The 19,595-nt window shown below is 68.5% G+C and carries 18 protein-coding genes; 8 read left to right on the forward strand and 10 right to left on the reverse strand.

Annotated features, from left to right (window positions below; genetic code table 11):
* The first annotated feature begins 119 nt into the window (after positions 1-119).
* Complete coding sequence (locus J4573_RS27625; protein ID WP_243773683.1) at positions 120-1,085, forward strand: NBR1-Ig-like domain-containing protein; 966 nt, start codon at positions 120-122, stop codon at positions 1,083-1,085.
* A gap of 49 nt (positions 1,086-1,134) precedes the next feature.
* Here the strand turns inward: J4573_RS27625 and J4573_RS27630 are convergent, their stop codons facing one another.
* The 4 genes from J4573_RS27630 to J4573_RS27645 form a co-directional block, all read right to left on the reverse strand.
* On the reverse strand, positions 1,135-2,061 hold the full coding sequence (locus J4573_RS27630; protein ID WP_208258770.1) for a SpoIID/LytB domain-containing protein: 927 nt from the start codon (positions 2,059-2,061) through the stop codon (positions 1,135-1,137).
* Positions 2,062-2,116: 55 nt separating this feature from the next.
* Positions 2,117-3,004, reverse strand: coding sequence for a peptidase inhibitor family I36 protein (locus J4573_RS27635; RefSeq protein WP_208258771.1), 888 nt, complete (start codon positions 3,002-3,004; stop codon positions 2,117-2,119).
* Between the two features lie 74 nt (positions 3,005-3,078).
* The gene (locus J4573_RS27640; RefSeq protein ID WP_307796930.1) at positions 3,079-3,933 is read right to left on the reverse strand and encodes a peptidoglycan-binding domain-containing protein; all 855 of its coding nucleotides are present in this window, start codon (positions 3,931-3,933) and stop codon (positions 3,079-3,081) included.
* 244 nt (positions 3,934-4,177) lie between these two features.
* Complete coding sequence (locus tag J4573_RS27645; protein WP_208258773.1) at positions 4,178-4,606, reverse strand: hypothetical protein; 429 nt, start codon at positions 4,604-4,606, stop codon at positions 4,178-4,180.
* Between the two features lie 131 nt (positions 4,607-4,737).
* On the opposite strand from J4573_RS27645, the gene J4573_RS27650 reads away from it, so the two are divergent.
* Together J4573_RS27650 and J4573_RS27655 are read left to right on the forward strand one after the other, a co-directional pair.
* Entirely contained in the window at positions 4,738-5,217 is a 480-nt protein-coding gene (locus tag J4573_RS27650) for a hypothetical protein (protein ID WP_208258774.1), read from the forward strand.
* Positions 5,218-5,281: 64 nt separating this feature from the next.
* Positions 5,282-5,434, forward strand: a complete 153-nt coding sequence (locus J4573_RS27655; RefSeq protein WP_208258775.1) for a hypothetical protein — start codon at positions 5,282-5,284, stop codon at positions 5,432-5,434.
* An 11-nt stretch (positions 5,435-5,445) separates the two neighbouring features.
* Here J4573_RS27655 and J4573_RS27660 read toward each other — a convergent pair whose 3' ends face one another.
* A complete protein-coding gene (locus J4573_RS27660; protein ID WP_208258776.1) occupies positions 5,446-6,618 on the reverse strand; it encodes a tetratricopeptide repeat protein in 1,173 nt (390 codons plus the stop codon).
* Positions 6,619-6,721: 103 nt separating this feature from the next.
* Positions 6,722-7,189 carry a PH domain-containing protein gene (locus J4573_RS27665; RefSeq protein WP_208258777.1) on the reverse strand — a complete coding sequence of 156 codons (468 nt, stop codon included), beginning with the start codon at positions 7,187-7,189 and terminating at the stop codon, positions 6,722-6,724.
* A gap of 156 nt (positions 7,190-7,345) precedes the next feature.
* Between J4573_RS27665 and J4573_RS27670 the strand changes: the two genes are divergently transcribed.
* Positions 7,346-8,734, forward strand: coding sequence for a sensor histidine kinase (locus J4573_RS27670; protein ID WP_208258778.1), 1,389 nt, complete (start codon positions 7,346-7,348; stop codon positions 8,732-8,734).
* A gap of 94 nt (positions 8,735-8,828) precedes the next feature.
* On the opposite strand, the gene J4573_RS56225 is transcribed toward J4573_RS27670, so the two are convergent.
* Entirely contained in the window at positions 8,829-10,676 is a 1,848-nt protein-coding gene (locus J4573_RS56225; protein WP_208258779.1) for a TerD family protein, read from the reverse strand.
* 244 nt (positions 10,677-10,920) lie between these two features.
* The gene (locus J4573_RS27680) at positions 10,921-12,399 is read right to left on the reverse strand and encodes an MFS transporter (protein WP_208258780.1); all 1,479 of its coding nucleotides are present in this window, start codon (positions 12,397-12,399) and stop codon (positions 10,921-10,923) included.
* Positions 12,400-12,463: 64 nt separating this feature from the next.
* On the opposite strand from J4573_RS27680, the gene J4573_RS27685 reads away from it, so the two are divergent.
* Positions 12,464-13,243, forward strand: coding sequence for an ArsR/SmtB family transcription factor (locus J4573_RS27685; protein ID WP_208258781.1), 780 nt, complete (start codon positions 12,464-12,466; stop codon positions 13,241-13,243).
* A gap of 21 nt (positions 13,244-13,264) precedes the next feature.
* Here the strand turns inward: J4573_RS27685 and J4573_RS27690 are convergent, their stop codons facing one another.
* Complete coding sequence (locus tag J4573_RS27690) at positions 13,265-13,807, reverse strand: CGNR zinc finger domain-containing protein (RefSeq protein ID WP_208258782.1); 543 nt, start codon at positions 13,805-13,807, stop codon at positions 13,265-13,267.
* A gap of 131 nt (positions 13,808-13,938) precedes the next feature.
* On the opposite strand from J4573_RS27690, the gene J4573_RS27695 reads away from it, so the two are divergent.
* On the forward strand, positions 13,939-15,216 hold the full coding sequence (locus tag J4573_RS27695) for an MFS transporter (RefSeq protein WP_208258783.1): 1,278 nt from the start codon (positions 13,939-13,941) through the stop codon (positions 15,214-15,216).
* An 84-nt stretch (positions 15,217-15,300) separates the two neighbouring features.
* Here J4573_RS27695 and J4573_RS27700 read toward each other — a convergent pair whose 3' ends face one another.
* A complete protein-coding gene (locus J4573_RS27700) occupies positions 15,301-16,890 on the reverse strand; it encodes an SAM-dependent methyltransferase (protein WP_208258784.1) in 1,590 nt (529 codons plus the stop codon).
* A 166-nt stretch (positions 16,891-17,056) separates the two neighbouring features.
* Between J4573_RS27700 and J4573_RS27705 the strand changes: the two genes are divergently transcribed.
* Together J4573_RS27705 and J4573_RS27710 are read left to right on the forward strand one after the other, a co-directional pair.
* Complete coding sequence (locus J4573_RS27705; RefSeq protein ID WP_208258785.1) at positions 17,057-18,319, forward strand: cytochrome P450; 1,263 nt, start codon at positions 17,057-17,059, stop codon at positions 18,317-18,319.
* Positions 18,320-18,398: 79 nt separating this feature from the next.
* Positions 18,399-19,592, forward strand: a complete 1,194-nt coding sequence (locus tag J4573_RS27710) for a protein kinase domain-containing protein (RefSeq protein ID WP_208258786.1) — start codon at positions 18,399-18,401, stop codon at positions 19,590-19,592.
* Positions 19,593-19,595: the final 3 nt, after the last annotated feature.

Consider the following 19,595-nt stretch of genomic DNA (forward strand, 5'->3'; position numbering starts at 1 on the left):
GGCCGGGCCGCCGCCCGTCTCGGGTACACGCACCCGAGCTCACAAGCAGCGCCTAGAGCGAGATCGTTTCGGGCCTTGAGCGAAGTGCTTGGGCGGGTTAGCTTCAGGCCGTGGACGGCATGCGTGCACAGATGGAGGCGGTCGCGGACTTTGCCTCGGTACTGCGGGAACTGCGTCGATCCGTGGGCAATCCACCGTTCCGGGAAATGTCGGGTCGGTCCGGGGCGATCTCGCACACGACGCTGTACGAAGCCACCAAGGGCAACAGGCTCCCCAGTTGGGCGACGACCGTCGAGTTCGTCAAGGCGTGCGGCGCGGATCCGGCCGCGTACCGCGAACGGTGGGAGACGGCGAACCGGACGGTGAGGTCGGCGGCGGGCGGGGAGGTCGCGGCCGTCGCGGGCACCATCGCGGCCCGGCCAGGTGGGCTGGCCGCTTCTGCCCTGGACACCGTGGAACGTGAGCCGGTGCATATCTCGGTGTCGCCGGCCGTCGTCGCGAATGACGTTCAGGTGGTGCGGCCGAAGCGGGGGCGGTTTCGGCTGGTCACGGTCGCGTTGGCGGTTGGGGTTGTCGGGGTGGGAGCGGTCGTTCTGACGGCCGGCGATCGTGGTTCCGGGCATGTTGGGAACGGTCCCAAGCCGTCCGTCAGCGCGTCGCGGGTGGCGCTCTCGGCGGCGGATTGCCCGGTGCCTGTGTCGAATCCGGCTGCGGCTCCGCCGACGCATGAGGGCGACGCGGCCGCGTTCGTCGCGGACATGACGTTGCCTGACTGCGCGCATGTGAGTCCTGGCAAGGCGATCACCAAGGTGTGGCGGCTCAAGAACGTCGGGACGGTGCCGTGGGAGGGGTATTCGCTGCGCCGCCTCGACCTTCCGCAGCAGGCCGACCAGTGCCAGACCATCTCCGACGTGCCGATCAACGACACGGCTCCCGGCAAGATGGTCGACATCCGGACCGACATCACCACGCCCAGGAAACCGGGGCTGTGCTACGTGCGGTTCAAGCTGGTGGACGCTTCGGGACGGGTCGCGTTCCCCGGAAACCGGCCGGTCAACTTCCAGGTCATCGTCGACGGGCCCTAGTGCCCCCGCCGCGAGGGGACACGGCGGGGGACCAGGAGGGGCTGCGGGGTCAGTCGAGGACGATCCCGCTGTAGTAGTACTTGAGGATGGTGGAATAGCTCTGGCCCGCGCTGGCCTTGTCGCGTGAGCCGTACTGGGACATCCAGTCACCGGTGACCCAGCCGCCGCAGGCGGTCGTCGTGGAGCAGTAGTGCGCCTGCAGGATCTTTCCGCTGCGGGTCATCCGCGTTCCCCACGTCGCGTCCACCGCGGAGTTCGTCGACGCGACCGCGGAGCCGGGCTTGTAGACCTGGCTCGAGGTGGTGTCGTAGACGTCGAAGCACGCGCCGCCCGGCGTCTTGCGCGTCGAGTGCAGCGCCCAGTACCAGCCGTAGCTCTTGACGGCCACGGCCCCGGCCTTGAGCGACTCGGCGGGCCAGCTGGTGATCCACTCGTTCGGCAGAACGTTCTTGACGTAGGTCTCGAAGCCGACCCTGTCCACGCGATTGAGAGACACCCGGTAGACCAGGATCGTCGTGGGCAGTTTGCTGTCGGTGCCGTCGGTCGTGCAGCCGGTCGGCGGCGTCGAGCTCAGGAACTGGTGGGAGGCGTTCTGGTTCTTCAGGCTGGAGTTGAGGTTGCCCTTGGCGCCCGCCGCGAAGTCCTGGTACGTGCCGCCGTAGTTGCTGTTGAAGTAGACCCGGACGGTCTTGCTGCTGCGATTCCACGCCGACGCGGCCTGGTTCTTGATGCACTGGCCTTTACCGGCACCCGCGCCCTTGAAGTCGTAGCAGGAGGGCTGCGCGGTGCCGTAGTCGGCGACCGAGTCGGTGAAGTCCGAGATGGACCCCTGGTTGTCGCTGTTGAAGTAGTAGCAGAACTCGCCGTCGTCGCACACACCGTCCCGGCTCGCCGCAGAGGCGGGCGACGCCGAGATGAGAACGGTCCCGCCGAGCGCCGCCATCGCCGCGCCGGCCGCGAACAGTCGCGGGGTCATGCGTGCATTTCTTTTCGACACAGCTGTTCCTCTTCTGTGAAGGGCCGCAGCGCGCTTATCGGACGTTGTAGCCCTGGGAGTTCCAGAACGAGGTCGGGTTCGGGTTGTCCAGGACCGGGTCGTTCACGCTCTTGGCCGCGTGCGTCTGCCGGCCGAGGCGCATCTCGACGTGGGTGTGCGCGCCCGAGCTGGAGGAGATCCCGTGCCACGCCTCGTCGGCGATGACCTGGCCGCGGCTGATCGTCTGGCCGACGGCCAGCGAGGCACGCGGCGCCGAGTGCAGGTAGATGACCGTCTTGTCGAGCGAGGAGTTGTAGACGGAGATCGTGGAGAGCCCAGAGCTGCCGTTCGCGCCGGGCGCGATGTAGATGACCTGACCGCTCACCAGGGCGTGCACGTCCGAGCCGATGCTGCGTGCGATGTCGATGCCCTCATGGCGTCCGGGCGTGGTGGTGTAGCCGTCGAACCCGCAGGTGATCGTGCCGCCGCTCGCGCTGTACAGGCCGTACGACATGTTCGTGCGCGCGGACGGGCCGAACTCGTGGGAGGCGTTCTGGTTCTTCAGGCTGGAGTTGAGGTTGCCCTTGGCGCCCGCCGCGAAGTCCTGATACGTACCGCCGTAGTTGCTGTTGAAGTAGACCCGCACGGTCTGGCTGCTGCGATTCCAGACGGAGGCCGCGTTGTTCTTGATGCACAGGCCCTTGCCGTTGCCCGCGCCCTTGAAGTCGTAGCAGGACGGCTGCGTGGTGCCGTAGTCGGCGACCGAGCCGGTGAAGTCGGAGATGGAGCCCTGGTTGTCGCTGTTGTAGTAGTAGCAGAACTCGCCGCTGTCGCAGGCGCCGTCGCGGGCCGCCGCCTGGGCCGGGGTCGTGAGGGCGACCGTCGCCCCGCCGAGCGCTACTGCGGCGGCCGTGGCGGTGAGGATCTTCGTGAGCCCGAGCATGTCGTTTCTCCTTTTGTTCTGCGGAGCCTGTTCTGCGGGGGGATTCGTTCCGCAGAGCCTGGAGCCCGGATGGTCTAGCTGCGCTGGTATTCCTCCCAGGTGCGGATGGTGACCTTGGGGCCGTCGTCCGGGCCATGGTCGGCGAGCCCGTTCAGGCCGAGGTAGTAGTCGCCGGTCTGGTGCTGGGCCTGGCTGGAGAGATCGGTGTCGCTGATGGCGGCGGCGTGGATGTGCCACGGCCAGTCGCCCTGATCGGGATTGCGCACCCATGCTGCGAAGCCGACCTGGCGCAGGGCTCGGGCGACCGTCGTACGGGTGGCCGCGCTCATCCCGTCGACCGAGATGTCGACGACGCCGCCACCATCGTGCGTGCCGGCGGAGGTGGGATCGCCGCCGGGGTTGTACGAGCCCTGCGACAGCACGAGGTCGCGGCCGAGCAGCCGCTCCGCCTCGGCCAGCATTTTCTGCGTACGGGTGTTGATGGTGAAACCGTCGCTGGAAACCCGGGCACCCGGTTCGAGAATGCGGGTGACCGTGTAACGGCCCGTTCCGAGCTTGGTGAGGGACGTTTTGCCCGGCAGACCGGTGGCGTCCAGACCGCTGTAGCCGAGCGATTCCTGGTACTTCGCAAAGGCGGCGATGGTCGTCGTACCGAAGTAGCCGTCCACCCATTTCGCGTCGAGCAGTTGCCGGTCGCGCAATGCCTGTTCGACCAGAAGAACGCTCGCCTTGGCGCCCGGGGTGAGCGTGTTGTCAGGACGCCGCGGGTCGATCTGAGCCGCCTTGATGGTGGCTTCCATGTCCACGCTCGGAAGCGCCATGGGAAGTGCGTTCGAAAGCGCCTGCGGCAGTGGCTTGGGAAGTGCCTTGGCGTCGACCGCCTGCGCTACCGGCGCCTCGACCGCTCCGGTCAGCAGTGCGGTCGCCACGAGGACAGCGGCGTATGAGGGTAGTCTCATCGTTTCTCCAGGTCGCGGGAGCTGGGGGAGCGGAGACCACCGTCATCTAACCGGTCACGTGTTCACAAGAAGATCTGTGTTGTCAGCCTGTTCGACAGGCACTCCTGTCCAAATGCGCGCGCGATCTGACAGCCGACGCCCAGGTCACGGCCCTTGGCCGCGGTCGGCTGTTCGCGGTCGTTCCTTCGCGGTCAGCGCGCGAGTCGTTCTGCGGTCAGCGCGTGAGTCGTTCCCGCATCCAGTCCGGAACGGCGTCGGCACTGCGGGGATGGAGCTCTAGTTCCCGCGCGCAGTCCTCGGCGGAGGGCGGAGGGTCCCAAGCCGGCATTTCCTGCCACTCGTACGTGATCGACGCCGAGCCCGGTTGTTCCAGCCAATAGGTGGTCTGGAACCAGGTGCCGCGTTCCGGATGCGCCATTCCCTTGCGCAGCGCGGCGAACCGGTCGTGGATCTCCTCGGGCAAATCGACGCCGGCCACCCGTTGGCCGTCCAGAAACAGCAGTCCGTCACCGGCCACGTTGTCGCCGACCGCCCTGTAGTCGATCTGCAGGCGGAGCCATCCCTCCGGTAGCAGCGTCAGCAATGTCGTGGTGATGTCGGACACGATCTCGGATTGGCCCTCGAAACCAAGCGGCTGCGTCATGCGGGCCAGTATTGCGTCCCGCCTCGCCGAGAAGCGAAACGGACTATGAACCGGTCCCTCGAGCCGGACGGTCTCGCCACACCATCTAGGGTGGTCGGAGCGCGAATGCCGGCAGAACACATGGAGGCGAGATGGGCGTGCTGTGCGACTACTTCCGCGCGCCTGACCGGGAGGGCGCTCTTTCGCTGAGCCTCAACGAGGACGGTCTCTTTCAGGCAGCGGCGGCGGCCGACCTTGAGGCCATGGACTTCAAGGGGATCGACCCGGTCGTCATTCTCGGCAAGCTCGTCAGTCTGCTGTCGGGCGACTCCTACATGGATCTGCTGCTTTCCGGCATCCCGACCGACCACATCCCCGGCCCGGAACTCATCACCCCTGAGCAAGACGAGGTAATCGTCGTCGAACTCAGCACGTTGGTCCGGGACACTCTCGCGGCGGCGACCGAAGAGGCGCTCGCCGAAGCGGCTCCGATCTGGGCCAACACAGAAGAGATGGCCTGGAACACCTGGAACGACCCGGACGAAGTCAGGCCCGTGATGGACGAGCTCGTCGGCCTGGCACGCCGCGCGAAGGCTTCCGGTCAGATGCTCTACTGCCAGATCTGCCCCTGAGGAGTCCTCGGCCAGGCGCGTGAAGACGGCTCACGGACAAGGCCTGGGGATCACCATCGGCCCCGTGCTGCTGATCACGTTGTGCATTGAGTGGGGCGTGCCGGGCTGGTGGCTGGTCGGCGGCCTCTTCGCTCTGACCGGACCGGCCGTTCCCCCGACCGTCCGCTGGGCCGAACGCGACCGTCCGCACCTGCAAGCCGTGCCGGGCGAGCCATAGGCCCCCGGCGATCAGATGGCCTTCCCCGGCGCGACGTACAGATTCATGTCGGTGAAGTCGAGGGTGACGTTGTACGGCTTGTAGAAACTGTGGGCGAAGTGGCCCAGCAAATCGAACCCGAAGGAGCTGTCCACGGGCCGGTTGTCCGCATAGCAGTAGGTGTCCTTGGCCACCGCGCCGCCGAGGCGGATCTCTTTCGGATAACACGGATAGCTGACGACCGGCTGGCCCCCGGCAAAGGCCTCCAGCGGGCGCTCGTAGTCGGGACGGATTCGCAACCGCTTGGCCGTTTCCTCGGGCACGCTCGCGGCCATTTCGCTCGTACCGCCGATGTCCAGGGCCACCACCTGCGTTCCGGAGCCGGCGATGCTGCCCCTGCTGTGCAGCAGGTGCTCACGGGCCAGGTACAGCGGAAGAGGCTTGGCTCCCGCTCGTACGGCGTCGACACGTGCCTTTCTGGCCGCTGCGGGCGTCCTGCGGCGCAGGATCACCTCCCGGCCCGGGTAGTCGAACGTGGTCAGCAGGTGGTAGAAGACCCACGTACCGATGATGCCGGCGCTTTCATCGCCCGCATCCGAGTCCGACCACTCCACCGGGACATTGCGCAGTTCGAGGTCGCCCAGCTTGAAGGAGTCCAGCACCCCGAAGTACATCCATCGAGTCTCGCCCTCATACTCGATTTTCTGACTGGCGACAGGGCTGAGCCCGGCTTCCTGGGCGGTCTTCGCAGACAGGCCCAGCCACGGAACCCGTGTATAGAACGTGAAGAGCTTCGGCGCTCCACCGTTGACCGAAGCCTCCACCAACGGCTTCGGATCCATTCCCTTCAATGCCACACGGCCGATGTCGCCGCGAACCTGGTACGGCTCGCCCTTCACCGCCGCGAACCATGTGGCATAGACCTCTTCTCCGGCCACCTGCCAGTAGGGCGCCGCCAGAGAGAACTTGTCCTGCCGCGTGTAGCAGTCCGCCAGGAGCCGGTTCGTGTCTTTGTCACCAGGCCCCAGCTTGAGCGCCACCTTCAAATACATCTCAGCGTCGGAGAACCGATTGGACAGCAGCGCCACATACCCGCGCTGACGAGCCGCGTGCACGTTCGTGGGGTCCTTCTTCAGGATCTCCTCGTACGCGCGACCCGCCTGCTCGAACTTCCCCGCCTTGAACAACGCATCCGCGTCAGCCATCACACGCCCCTTCGCAGTGATCCTTCGCCGCGAACTTTCTAGCGGCGAAGGAGTCACAACCCGGTGCGAAAGCCTGTGACCCGGCTGTGACCGTCTGTCCGTCTCAGCCGCGAAGCTCGGTCAGCCGTGCATAGAGGGTCGCCAGGCCAGGCGGGGTGTGCGGCGGGGGAGTGGAGAAGCGCTCCCCACCCGCCGCAGGCGCGAACACCCCCACCGGATAGAAGAAGACCCGCCGTTCGGCATCGGCCGTCCGCAGGTACACCTCCCAATACCGCAGCGATGCGTGCAGGGAGATCTCGGTGACGTCCTCCCACGCGTAGCGCCAGCGCCGCAACGCACCCACGATCGTGACGCCCTTCGCGTCCACGATCACGCGACTGCGCAACGCCGCAACAGCCATCACCAGCCCCAGGCCAAGGACCGCCAGCAGAATGACCGCGCCCAACGCCTCCAGATACGACAGCCCCTGGACCAGCGCCCGCACCAGCAGGCCGATAACAACGCCCAGAAACACCACCAGCGCGGTCATGACCAGCAAATAGCGATAACACCGCACGGTTCGTCGTTCCATGAACCAGTTGTCTAGCAGGTCCGATGTCGATCACACGAACGCAGCTTCGGGTGCGATCAGCAGCACCCCCGGCTCAGGGAGAGATCCGGCGGTCACTTAGGGTTATTGGAGAGTGACAATGGTCTTTGAGGGATCGGGCGGTCGGGAGCTGGGGTGATGGGCGCGGGGCGCGGCCGGGAGCAGGCGCGGCGGTGGGCCGCGCGGGCGTTCCTGTCGGTGCGGGGACGCGCGACGGTGATCTCGGTGGTGGGGGCCGGCGTCACTCTGCTGGTCTGCATGGTGCTGACTCTGCAGTTGCTGGAGTCCGCGGGGGAGAACGCGGCGGAGCGGCACGCGCGTAAGACGCTGCAGCGGGTCGCGTTCGACATCACCACAAGGGGTATCGCGACGCCGGTGCGGCCGGAGGCGGGCGAGGCACAGCTGATCCAGATGGTGGAGCCGAGCGGTCGGGTGATCGCCGCGTCGGCGTCGTTGAGGGGTAGGCCGTCGCTGAATCCGGTGGCGCCCAGGATCAGCGACCTGCTGATCAGTGATCGGGTCTGTCCTTCATATTTGAAGGAGTGCGTCCATCTGGTGGGACTGCGGGTCGGCGGGCGCGCCTATCCGCGCACGGTGATGTTGTACGCCGCCGAGCCGGTGCCTCTTCCGTTGAGCACGCCGTTGCTCTACCTGGAGGCAGCGGTGGTGCTGCTCGTGCTCACGGCGCTGGTCGGGTGGTGGACGTGGTGGACGATCGGCAACGCGCTACGGCCGGTCGAGGCCATCCGGCGGGAGTTGGCCGAGATCACCGCGACGGATCTGGATCGGCGGGTGCCGGAGCCGCATACCGGGGGTGAGCTGCAGCGGATGGCCGTCACGGTGAACGACACTCTGGAACGGCTGCAGCAGGCCACCAGCCGGGAGCGCCGGTTCGTGTCGGACGCTTCGCATGACCTGCGCAATCCGATCGCCGGCCTGCACACCCGGCTTGAGGTCGCGCTGGATGAGCCTGACAGCTTTGACTGGAAGCCGACCGTGCGCGCCGCGTTGCGCGATACCGAGCGGCTGAACGAGATCGTCGCGGACCTGCTGGAGCTGTCGCGTCTGGACGCGCGTTCACCCGCGTTGGTCGAGGTCATCGACCTGGCGGAGCTGGTCGAAAGGGAGACCGTTCGGCATCCGAGGCACCCTCCCGTCGTGACTCGGCTGGAGCCTCGGGTGCTTGTGCGGGCCAACGCGGTACGGCTCGGGCGCCTGCTGGGCAACCTGCTCAGCAACGCCGAACGGCACGCGGACTCGCAGATCGAGGTGGTGGTCGCGGAGGGCGGCGGGCAGGCGGTGCTTGAGGTGAGGGACGACGGGGCGGGGATCCCGGCCGAAGAGCGCGAGCGGGTCTTCGAACGTTTCGCCAGGCTGCCGGAGTCCCAGCGACGCGATCCTGGCGGCACCGGTCTGGGGCTTCCGATTGCACGGGAGATCGCCGAGATCTACGGGGGCACGCTCATCATTGCCGAGAGCACTAAGGGCGCCCGTTTCGTTCTCCGGCTGCCCCTTGCCTCGCCGTAGCCGGATCGGCGTTAGCGAAGGCGTACCAGGGGGCGACGTCCGAGCCCGGTCCCGGTTTCGAGATGATCTGCCAGGAGGAGTAGATCGCTGGGAGTCAGTCCACTTCGACACCGTGGGAGCGTGCGAGCCCGTCGAGGCCGTCGGCCCACCCTTGGCCTAGGGCTCGCAGCTTCCAGACAGCGCCCTGACCTGTGGTGTGCCGGTAGAGCTCAGCAATGACCATTGCGCGGATCTTGGGATCGGCGGGTGCCTCGAACGCCCAGACCGATCCGTCGGCGCTTTGCATGTGAAGGGTGGAATGGGTGAGTGCCCCGCATGTGAGGCCGGTCTCGACGTCCATATTGATCGACACGATGACCCGGTGCAGGTGGCCGGGCAACGCCGCCAGGTGGACGGCTGCGCGTTCGACGAGGAACGGCCCCTCGGGCTGCTTGCCGAGCAGGCGTGCGGCGCCTTGGGCAGTGGACGGCTGGTTGTAGAAGACGAAGTCCTCGTCACCGATCACCCGGCCGTCGCGACCGGTGAGCAAGAGGGTGAGGTCGGCGTCCGCTCCGGCGAAAGTGAAAGTGATGAGCAGGCCTTGCTGGGCCATCTCGGGTAGCTCGACCGTCTGACCGGGGATGAGCGTCGTGGGCGCCATCGGGCGCTGAGGGGCAGGCGGAGCAGGTGGTGTGGCGGAGCTCGCCTGCTTCCATGCTTCGAACGACTGGAGCGAGTACGGATCGGCTGTGCTTTGACCGCCGGCGGGCCCATCTGGCCGTGGCCGCAGCTGGGACTCGATTTCTGCCAACGGAGATGCGTTGGTCGCGGATTCATCCACGGCGTTGTCGAGCAATGCCTGCAGACCGGGAATCCGGTCTGCGTTGAGGGGCTTGATGGTGGTGGAGAGATTGCCAGATGAGGTGGTGGTCACTGCGCAGGCAACGTCTTGACCGAGGTCGAGAAAGCGCAGCGCGTCCTCGGCAGTGCGCCAAGCCGTGGATTGGACGGCCTGGCGGCTCCACCGACCGTAGGCGACGATTCCCAGGCGTTGATTCTCGGGGATCCGCGTCAGTACGGCGAGGTCGATGGCCACGATTGCGGGTGCGGTCGCGAACGCTTCCTTAAGGGTGGCGATCACGTTCGAGCCCATGATGTTGAGCCACCAAAGGTTCCGGTCTCGCTTGGTGAGCTTCTTGAGGGTCGGGCGTCCGCTCGGAGTAAGGCCTGGCGCCTGCTCTGGTAGAGAATCGATGTCCTGCTGACGTAGGACGATCGACAGAACGTTCTCCTCAACGCCGACTGCGCACCCGGCGGCTGGATTGTCAGAGAACGCGACGTTCACGGCTTCGCAGACCGTCACTTCGTCATTGGCAAGAAGTGCCTGCCACCACTGGTCAGCCTCGCCGCTGAGGCGTTGGTGCTCTTGGTGCAGGCGGGCTTGTTCAGCGGCCAGAAACTCGGCGGCGTCATGCTCGGCCGCGCGTGTGGCCGCTGCTCGTTCGGCTCGGGCGAATCGGCCGACACCGCGTAGGTGAAAAGCGCGCGCTTCGGTCAACGCCCAAGGGAGACCCAGCTGCGGTGGTCGAGGAACCTGCGGCGCCTGGAGCGGCGGATAGTTGACCAGGTGAACGCTGGTCGTCTGCTGGCGCAACTCGCGCAGCTGCGCTATCGCCGCGTCGCGTTCTGCCTCCTGCTGTGCTCGCTCGGCTTGGCGACGGGCCCGCTCCAGTTGGGCGGGCGAGGGGCCGACCGTACGGTTTCGCGTCGACTTGCGGGTGCTGGTCCGTCGTCTGCCGCCAGCGGAGGAGGAAGCGTAGAACGGTCCCATCCCGCTGGACACGCGTGTCCCACCGCTGCCCACGCTGACGCGCGCGATCCGCGGCCCCGCCGACGCACGAACGCCGCGTGTCGAGACCCGCACGCTAGCTCCCGGCACCCCCACGCGAAAGCCGAAACCCACGATCCTCGCACCTCCTAGACTCCACTAAGGCCAGGCTAGATCCGTGAATGGCGGAGCGTAAACACATGGCCGCCTCGGGTCACATAGGCGGCTCCAGACCGCTGGGAGCCGAGACAAACAGCGTGCGGCCGACGCGAGACGGCGATGTCTCGGGGCGAGGAGACGGCGGAGCCGTAGTCCGAGTCGGCCAAACACTTGTGAGCTGCGGGCGTGGGTGGCGGCGCAGGGGAGGGGGCCTGGTAGATCAATGGGCCGTGGTGCGGCGGGTGCGGGCTTGTGCGGTTAGGGCCAGTAGGGCGCCGGTGGCGAAGGCGGTGGCGGCGATGGCGGTGGAGAGGTGCAGGCCGGAGGTGAAGCTGCCGGAGGCGGTGGCGAAGGCGCCGAACAGGGCTACGCCGACGGCGCTGCCGACCTGGCGGGCGACGTTGAAGACGGCCGAGGCGATGCCGGCGCCTGAGGCGGGGGCGGCCTCGATGATCGCGGCCGTGGCGGCGAGGGCGGTCATGGTCTGGCCTAGGCCGGTGGCGATCAAGGCGAAGAGGAGCACGGGGTAGGGGGTGTCGGGGCCTGCTAGCAGCCAGCCGAGGAAGCCGGTGGTGCCCAGGAGGAGGCCTCCGGCCATGGGGATGTACGGGCCGGTGCGGGCGGTGAGGCGGCTGAAGAGCGGGGCGGCGATCAGGCCCATGCACACCGACGGCAGGAGGGCCAGGCCGGTGGCCAGCACGCTGAAGCCGCGCTGCTGCTGGAAGTAGAGGGTCGTCAGGAAGAGCATGCCGTAATAGCCGAGGCTGATCAGCAGGCCGATCGCGGCGGTCGAGGTGAAGGCGCCGGAACGGAACAACGATGGCGGCAGGAGCGGGGCGCGTTCGGTGCGGGCGGCTGCGGCTCGTGCCTCCAGGGAACGTTCGACCCGGGCGAAGGCGATCAGGGCGGCGGCGCCCAGGCCGACGGTGGACAGGACCAGCGGGGACGTCCAGCCGCGGGCTCCGGCTTCGTTGAGGCCTGTGGTGAGGGAGATCAGGCCGAAGATGCCCAGGGCCTGGCCCAGCGGGTCCGCCTTGCGGGTGTCCCGCTTGCGGGCGGAGGCAGGGATGTGGCGGAGGGTGAGATGGACGGCCAGGGCGCCTACCGGCACGTTCAGCCAGAACACCGCGCGCCAGTCGAAGCCGGAGACCAGCAGTCCGCCGACGGCCGGTCCCGCGCCGAAGGCGATGGAGGCGACCGCGCCCCAGATGGCGATGGCCCGGGCGCGGACCGCGCGGTCGGGGTAGATGGCCTGGAGGAGCGCGAGCGAGGCGGGTACGAGCAGGGCCGCGCCGGCGCCTTGGGCGAGCCGCCCGGCGATCAGTACGGCGGGGGAGGCGGCGACGCCGCAGGCCAGGGAAGCCACGGTGAAGACGCCGAGGCCGGTCAGGAACATGCGGCGGTGGCCGAGGCGGTCGGCGAGGCTGCCGCCGAGCAGGAGGAGACCGGCGAAGACCGTACTGTAGCCGTCGACGATCCACTGGAGGCCGGAGGCGCCGACGTCGAGGGAGGCGCGGATGTCGGGGATGGCGACGTTGACGACCGTGACGTCCAGCATCACCAGGAAGTAGCCGAGGCTGAGGGCGATCAGCGGGGCGAGAGCGAGCGTGGGGCGCTGGTCTTTTGCGGGGGCGGGCTTGCTTGCCGGGGTTGCGGTGTGGGGTGCCGCCGGGCGGGTGGACAGGTCCGTGAAGGTCATGAAGAGATCGTCGAGGGCGGACGCTTAGTCGGTCATCAAAGTGTCGATGTTGTACGCTGCGGCCATGCCGAAGAGTCGTGAGTCTGAGGGGGAGCCGCTCAAGCAGCAGACGGACATCGCCCGTGCCGCCGCTCTGATCGCCGACCCCTCACGGGCCCTGATGCTCAAGTGCCTGGCGGACGGGCGGCCGTTGCCGGCGAGCGCGCTGGCGGGCGAAGCCGGCATCAGCGCCGCCACGGCCAGCGTTCACCTCGCCAAGCTGGTCGAATGCGGGTTCGTCACGGTCGTTCGGCAGGGCCGGTACCGCTACTACAGCCTCTCCGGCCCGGACCTCAGCGCCGCCCTGGAGGCGCTGGCGCTGATCGCCCCGCCCCTGCCGATCACCTCGCTCAAGCAGAGCAATCGGACGAACGCGCTGCACCGCTCCCGCACCTGCTACGACCACCTGGCCGGGCGGCTCGGCGTCGGCCTGATGCGTGCGCTGCTCGAGCGCGGCGTACTGACCGGGTACGACGGCATCCACCGTCCAGAGCGGGCCGTGCGCGACCGGGTCTCGTCGTACGGGCACGACATCAGTTACGAGCTCACCGACAGCGGCCGGGAGCAGCTCGGTGAGCTCGGCGTGGACACCGACCGGCTGCCACCGCGCAGGCCCGCGATCCGCTACTGCGTCGACTGGAGCGAGCACCAGCACCATCTAGCGGGCGGACTCGGGGCGGTGCTGACGTCCCGGCTGTTCGAGATGGACTGGGTGCGCTGGGGGGCCGGCCCGCGCGTCGTCCACGTCACGGACGCCGGGGCCGCAGGTCTGGAGCGCTCGCTCGGCTTGGTCCTCGAGCCGTAGCCCAGCCCCACTGTCGAGCCTCTACTCGGCTGCGGCTCGTGCGCGGGCCGCGTACGCGCGGGTCTTGTTGCGGTTGCCGCACACCTTCATCGAGCACCAGCGGCGGCTGCGGTTCTTGGACACGTCCCAGAACACCCAGCCACAGGTGTGTTCGGCGCACCGCTTGAGCCGCGCCGCGTCGCCGGTCGTCGTCAGCTCGCTCCAGGCGATGGCCAGCCGGACCAGCGGCTCCTGCTCAGCCGGTACGCCGGGAGCCGCGTTCAGGGTCCCGCTGACGGTGATCAGCACGGGGGCATCGGCCAGCACGTTGTTCGCGGCCGCCACGAGATCTTCGTCGGGGGTGTCGCCGACGTGCGCGCCGAGCCGCTCGCGGATACCGGCGCGCAGGGCCAGATAGGCGGCATGGCTCGTGGCCGGTATCGCCGCCTGGGCGTCGCGCATGCCCTGTTCGTGCAACCAGGCGGCGAGCCCCTCCGACGTGGCGATCTCGTCGCTGGCCTCCTCCACGTCGACCGTGTTGGCGAACGCCTCCACCAGCGCGGCCGCAGCGGGCTGTTCGAGCATCCGCGCCCACCTCCGATCCGTCCGAACGCAGGCCAGTCTACCGTCTATCCGTTTTACCGGTTGCCAGTACGTCACCAGCCATGACATCCTCATCTCACCGGCAAAACGGATAGGCGGTTAGGATGGGCGCGATGACGACAGCGGTGCTTGCAGAGCGGCAGCGGGAGAGCCCTGCCGAACGGCCGCCGACCCGGCGCAACACCACCGTGCTCGTCACGTTCACCGCCATCACGAACCTCGCCGACGGCGTGATGAAGATGGCCCTCCCGCTGCTCGCCGCTCAGCTCAGCAGCTCTCCCGCGCAAGTCACGGCCGTCTCGCTGACTCTCACCGCGCCGTGGCTGCTGATCGCCCTGCACGTGGGCGTCCTCGTGGACCGCTTCGACCGGCGCCGCCTGATCTGGGTGGCCAACGCCATGCGCCTCGCCGCGATGGGCTGGCTCACGATCACCGCCACCACCGGGAGCCTCTCCCTGATCTCCCTTCTCACCGCCGGGTCGGTGCTGGGCGTGGCCGAGGTGATCGCCGCCACGGCCGGCTCCGCGATCGTTCCGGCCGCCGTGCCGCTCGAGGGCCGCGAACGGGCGAACGCGTGGGTCTCCGGTGCCGAAACGGTCTGCCAGGAGTTCGCGGGCCCGTTCGTCGGCGGCCTGCTGATGGCCGCCGGAACGAGCCTGGCCCTTGGTGCGACCTGGGCCGCGTACGCCCTGGCAGCCCCCACCCTCCTCCTGCTCGCCGGACGCTTCCGCGCCAACCACGACACGGCCGCCCCCGTCTCCGTCAACGCCCAGATCGCCGAGGGCGTCCGCTACCTGTGGCGGCACCGTCTCCTGCGCACGCTCGCGCTGATCCTGACCGTCCTCTGCGCGGTCTGGGGCGGCTGGCTGGCCCTGATCCCGCTGTACGCGAAGACGGAGATGGGCCTCAGTGCCGGGCAGTACGGCGTGGTGCTCAGCGCCCTCGGCGTCGGCGGCCTCGTCGGTGCCCTCACGGTGACCACCATCAATCGCCTGCTCGGCGTCCGCTGGGCGATGTTCGCCGACCTCCTCGGCACCGCGGCGATGGCCGCCCTGCCGGCCGTGACCACTCAGATGTGGGCCGTGGCGGCAGGCGCGTTCCTCGGCGGCATGGGCGGCACGCTCTGGACGGTGAACTCCCGCACGATCACCCAGCGCCTGGTCCCGGACGAACTGCTGGGCCGTTTCAGCGCCGCGTCCCGCCTGTTCAGCTGGGGTGCGATGCCCGTCGGTGCCGCCCTGATGGGCCTGATCGGCGAGTTCGCCGGACTACGCACAGCCTTCGCCGTCTTCGCGATCGCCACGGCGGCGACCCTGATCCCGTTCCTCCGAACGGTCACCCCGCAACGCCTGCACGCCTCGGAACGCCCCGCTCAGCCCTCGGACGCATAAGAGAAGTCGCCGACCATGCTCCAACGACCGTTCGGCCCATCAAGATCAACCGGCGCGTCCGCCCTCCTGCCACGCGCGGGACGGTCAGATCAGGCGCGTGTGGCCGCCAGGCTTGCGCGCCACGGCGGCCAGGACCGGCTGCGCGTCCACACCCTTCAGTTTCCTGGAGTTGCGCCAGTCGTCCAGCCGGACCAGCCCTGGCGCAACGACCTCCAAGCCGGTGTACAGGCTCGCGATCTCATCGCGGGGACGCGGGTGGTAGAGCGGGACGAACTGCTGGATGGTGTCCACCACCTCCTCGCCCAGTCCGTCCGTGGTCCCGACCGACAGCACCAGGTAGCTGCCCGGCGCCATCGCGTCGAGGTAGACGGGCATCGCCCCGCTGACATCGTCGGGGAACAGGTGGACCACGGCGGTCAGCAGGACCGCGATCGGCTCGGCGAAGTTGATCAACCGCTGTGTGTCGGCGGCGAGCAGGACCTGTTCGGGATCGAGGAGGTCGGCCTGGACGAACGCGGTGGTCGAGGGCTCCTCCAGCAGCAGTGCGCGGGCGTGGGCGGCCACGACCGGATCCACATCGACGTAAATGATCCTGGCCGTCGGGATGACCTCACGGGCGATCTGGTGCAGGTTGCTCGGATCGGGCAGACCGGCGCCCAGGTCGATGAACTGCTCGATCCCCGCCTTGGCAAGGTCGATGATGACCCGGCGGCGCCACTCCGCATGGAGGACCGCCATGTCGGCGAGCCCCGGAGTGACCCGCATGACCTCCCTGGCGGCGTCCCTGTCGGGCTGGTAGTTGTCCTTGCCTCCCTTGAGGAAGTTCAGCATGCGGGCGGGAACGGGGCGATCGGCGGCGATCGCGTTGGACTCGGGGACGGGCGGCGGCTGTGCGATGCGAGAGCGGAGGTCGAGGTCGGGATCGTCGATGAGGATTCTGGAGAGGACCTTCTGCAGCAACTGGCCCGGCTGGGCGTCGGTGGCGGAGTCGGCGAGCAGGTGGCGTGCCTCCTCGTACATCTTCAGGGCCTCGGCCTTTCGGCCGTCGCGGTAGAGAGCCAGCATCAGCTGCTGGCGCATGTACTCGTTCCACGGATCCTGGGCCACCCACTGGCGTAGCTCGGGCAGGATCTGGCGGTGCTGCCCGAGCGCCAGCCGTACGCCCGCCAGTCCCTCGCGGGCGTCCTGCAGTTCGGTGAGCAGATGGTGGGTGTGGGCGATCAGCTCGGGGTGGTCGGGGACATCGGGGAGCGGACGAGGCCCGAAGAGGTCCACGGCCTGCTGGTAGCAGCCGGCGGCCTCGAACGGGCTGTGGCTGTGCACCACCCGCGCTTGTTTGACCAGCTCGCGGAAGCGATGGATGTCGACCCGGTCTTCGGCATGCAGTTGGAGGAGGTATCCGCCGTCGTGCAGGACCAGCCGATCCGGTGGAAGGCGCTTGCGGGTCTTGTGGATGAGGCTGGTCAGGTCGCCGGTGTGGTCCTTGGCGGTGTCGTCGGCGGCGTCCCAGAAGATCTCTTTGAGGGTCTCGGCGGACACCGGCCGCGAGAGCACGACCAAGGCGCTGAGCAACCGCCGCTGGGCCCGGGACAGCTGGACGTCCTGCCCGTCGATGACGACACCGGTCAGGCCAAGGACCGAGATGTCCATCGAACGCCCGTGAGACTCCATCATCACCCGCATTGACCAGATCAACGCATTGTTCAGAACAAGCGACAGATCCTAGTCCGTCACTGTCGTCGCCTCGTGTGAAAACCGCGATGACCGAAAAATGACACGGGCCTTCTACCGTTCGACCGCACGTCGCGCGTTGCGGGGGAGCGGGGAACGGGGAGCGGGGATGGACAAGACTGCGGTCACGGGCGCCACGGCGGGCAGGCCGCACGCGTATCCGTTCGCGGGCAGTTACGAGGGGTGCCCGGGGCTGGGGCTGGACCCGAAGTACGCGCGGCTGCGGGAGAACGAGCCGGCCGCCCGGGTCCTGACGCCCGAAGGCGATCTGGCCGTCCTGGTGACCCGCTATGACGATGCCTGCCGTGTGCTGGCGCGGCCCGCCGAGTTCTCCCGGGAGCACGTGAACGTCGCCGGCGACGCCCTGCGCGACGGGATGCGCGACGAGGCGTTCCTGACCGAGATCGAAGGCGAGAGGCATCGCGCCCAGCGCAACCTGATCGAGGGCTACTTCACCGCCGCGGGCGCCGAGAGACTCCGCGTACGGGCACGCCGGGTCACCGACGAGCTGGTGGAGAGGATGGCCGCTGCGGTGCCACCGGTGGATCTGGTCGAGGCGCTGGCATTGCCACTGCCGATCGCCATCATCTGCGACGTGCTGGGCATCCCCGACGACGATCAGGGCCAGTTCAGCGATTGGGCGCGCGCGTTCCTCGGGCTCCGTTCCCGTTCACGCGGGAAGGACCAGGAGGCAAGCGAGGCGGCCGGCGCGGCCATGTATCACTACATGCAGATCGGCCTCGCCGAGCACCGCGCCAACCCGGACGACAGCCTGCTGACCGCCCTGGCCGTCGCCGAGAACCCCACGGTGGACGAGCACACCCGGATCCTGCTGGCGATCGGGACCTTGGTCGCCGGTTTCGAGACCACGGCCAACACCATCGCCGGTCAGGCGTACACGTTGCTCTACCACTACCCCGACCTGTGGCGGCAGCTGGCCGAACGGCCCGAGACCATCCCGTCGGCCGTCGAGGAACTGCTGCGGTGGATCCCGGTCGACGCCCGCGACGGGATGGCCCGCGGAGCCACCCGTGACGTCGTACTGGCGGGGTCGGTCCTGCCTGAGGGCTCGGCGGTGCTCGTGGCCCGGGGCGCCGCCAACCGCGACCCGCGCCGGTTCGACGATCCCGAACGGCTCGACCTGCGGCGGCGCCCCAACCCGCACCTGGCCTTCGGGTACGGGCCGCATCGTTGTCCGGGGGAGCACATGGCCCGGATGGCGCTTCAGGTCGCCCTGACCGGGCTGGTGTCACGCTTCCCCGACCTGCGGCCGGCGGTCTCCGAGTCCGCGTTGCGCTGGAATCGCTCCACCATGCGCGGCCTGCGAAGCCTTCCCGTGACCTGGGGGAAACGGGTTTCCCTTCCGTCCTGAGGGCATCGGTACCGAACCAGGTTCCTTTTCGGTGCGTACTTCCTGACCTGGGAACCGCACCTCGAGGGAGGGGGGTTCGATGCAGGCTGGACTGCGACTCATCGACCGCTACCGGCTGGTGGAGTGCCTTGGCGACGGCGATGCCAAGGAGGTGTGGCGGGCGCGCGACGAGTTGCTGGATCGCACCGTGATCGTGAAGGTGCTGGATCCGACGATTCCCGGCGTACGGGAGGGGGTTCGCCGCTGGATATCCAAGGCGGCGGGGCTCACCCATCCGGCGATCGCCACGATCTACGACTGTGACCAGACGCGTGATTCCGATGGGCGGCTGACGCCGTACGTGGTCACGGAGTTCGTGGAGGGCGAGGACCTGGCCACCCGGCTCCGGCGCTCACCGTTGGGATCGGACGAGGGCCTGGAGGCGTGCGCGCGGATAGCCGAGGCGCTCGCCGCCGCTCATGCGAACGGGCTGCCGCACGGTGATCTGCGGATGGACCGGATCATTCTCGGGCCCGGCGGAGCGAAGGTCGTCGACTTCGGGATCGGCATGATCGTCCGGGGTGGGGCGGACCCTGAGACCGCTGAGGCCGCCGACGTCTATGCGCTGGGCGGCATCCTCGACGCCTGCCTGCCGGACGACGTGGACCGGCTCCAGGCGCGGTGCCGCGCGTCTGACGCGGTCAGCAGGCCGTCGGCGGATGTGGCGGCCGACAGCCTCGGACGTGCGGCCAGAGCCCGGCTCGACACCGTGATCGTCTCCGCGCCCCGGCCCGTACCGGAGCCGGAACGGAGGTCAGGGCGGAACCTGGGCGCGGCCGTCGGCGTGCTGGTCATCGCGGCCGGAGTCGTGGGCGCGCTGCTCATCGCCCATCGACCCGGGCCTGTTGCGCACGCACCGGGCGGCGGCGTCGCATCGTCGCAGGCCGGCCCGCGCTACTCGGCTCCTGCCGAACCGACGGTGGTGCCGACCGGCGAGCCGACCGTCGCGCCCACGGGCGGAGCCGAGAGCGTCAAGACGCTGGAGTTGCTGGCGCAGCTCAGGCCGATCGTGGAACGCGGATTCACCCTGGGGAAGGTCCGTTCCGACGTCGCGGTGGACCTCGACAATGTGATCAACAACCTCCGGAACGACCTCATCACCGGGCGTCCGACCGATGTCGCCGAACGCCTCGCCCAGCTGCAGGAGAAGATCGCCACGCGGCTGAGGGAGCAGGGGCTCACCCAGGACGTCGCGGCCCGCCTGACCGACGTCCTGTCGACCGGTTCCGCGTGAAGC

The organism is Actinomadura barringtoniae (assembly GCF_017573505.1).
In the GTDB taxonomy this organism is placed as follows: Bacteria; Actinomycetota; Actinomycetes; order Streptosporangiales; family Streptosporangiaceae; genus Spirillospora; species Spirillospora barringtoniae.

Coding starts and splice junctions, on each gene's coding strand:
- J4573_RS27670 (WP_208258778.1), top strand. CDS start 7,346: ATGGGCGCGGGGCGCGGCCGGGAGCAGGCGCGGCGGTGGGCCGCGCGG.
- J4573_RS27695 (WP_208258783.1), top strand. CDS start 13,939: ATGACGACAGCGGTGCTTGCAGAGCGGCAGCGGGAGAGCCCTGCCGAA.
- J4573_RS27625 (WP_243773683.1), top strand. CDS start 120: ATGCGTGCACAGATGGAGGCGGTCGCGGACTTTGCCTCGGTACTGCGG.
- J4573_RS27665 (WP_208258777.1), bottom strand. CDS start 7,189: ATGGAACGACGAACCGTGCGGTGTTATCGCTATTTGCTGGTCATGACC.
- J4573_RS27705 (WP_208258785.1), top strand. CDS start 17,057: ATGGACAAGACTGCGGTCACGGGCGCCACGGCGGGCAGGCCGCACGCG.
- J4573_RS27660 (WP_208258776.1), bottom strand. CDS start 6,618: ATGGCTGACGCGGATGCGTTGTTCAAGGCGGGGAAGTTCGAGCAGGCG.
- J4573_RS27700 (WP_208258784.1), bottom strand. CDS start 16,890: ATGATGGAGTCTCACGGGCGTTCGATGGACATCTCGGTCCTTGGCCTG.
- J4573_RS27630 (WP_208258770.1), bottom strand. CDS start 2,061: ATGACCCCGCGACTGTTCGCGGCCGGCGCGGCGATGGCGGCGCTCGGC.
- J4573_RS27690 (WP_208258782.1), bottom strand. CDS start 13,807: ATGCTCGAACAGCCCGCTGCGGCCGCGCTGGTGGAGGCGTTCGCCAAC.
- J4573_RS27710 (WP_208258786.1), top strand. CDS start 18,399: ATGCAGGCTGGACTGCGACTCATCGACCGCTACCGGCTGGTGGAGTGC.
- J4573_RS27650 (WP_208258774.1), top strand. CDS start 4,738: ATGGGCGTGCTGTGCGACTACTTCCGCGCGCCTGACCGGGAGGGCGCT.
- J4573_RS27645 (WP_208258773.1), bottom strand. CDS start 4,606: ATGACGCAGCCGCTTGGTTTCGAGGGCCAATCCGAGATCGTGTCCGAC.
- J4573_RS27685 (WP_208258781.1), top strand. CDS start 12,464: ATGCCGAAGAGTCGTGAGTCTGAGGGGGAGCCGCTCAAGCAGCAGACG.
- J4573_RS27635 (WP_208258771.1), bottom strand. CDS start 3,004: ATGCTCGGGCTCACGAAGATCCTCACCGCCACGGCCGCCGCAGTAGCG.
- J4573_RS27680 (WP_208258780.1), bottom strand. CDS start 12,399: ATGACCTTCACGGACCTGTCCACCCGCCCGGCGGCACCCCACACCGCA.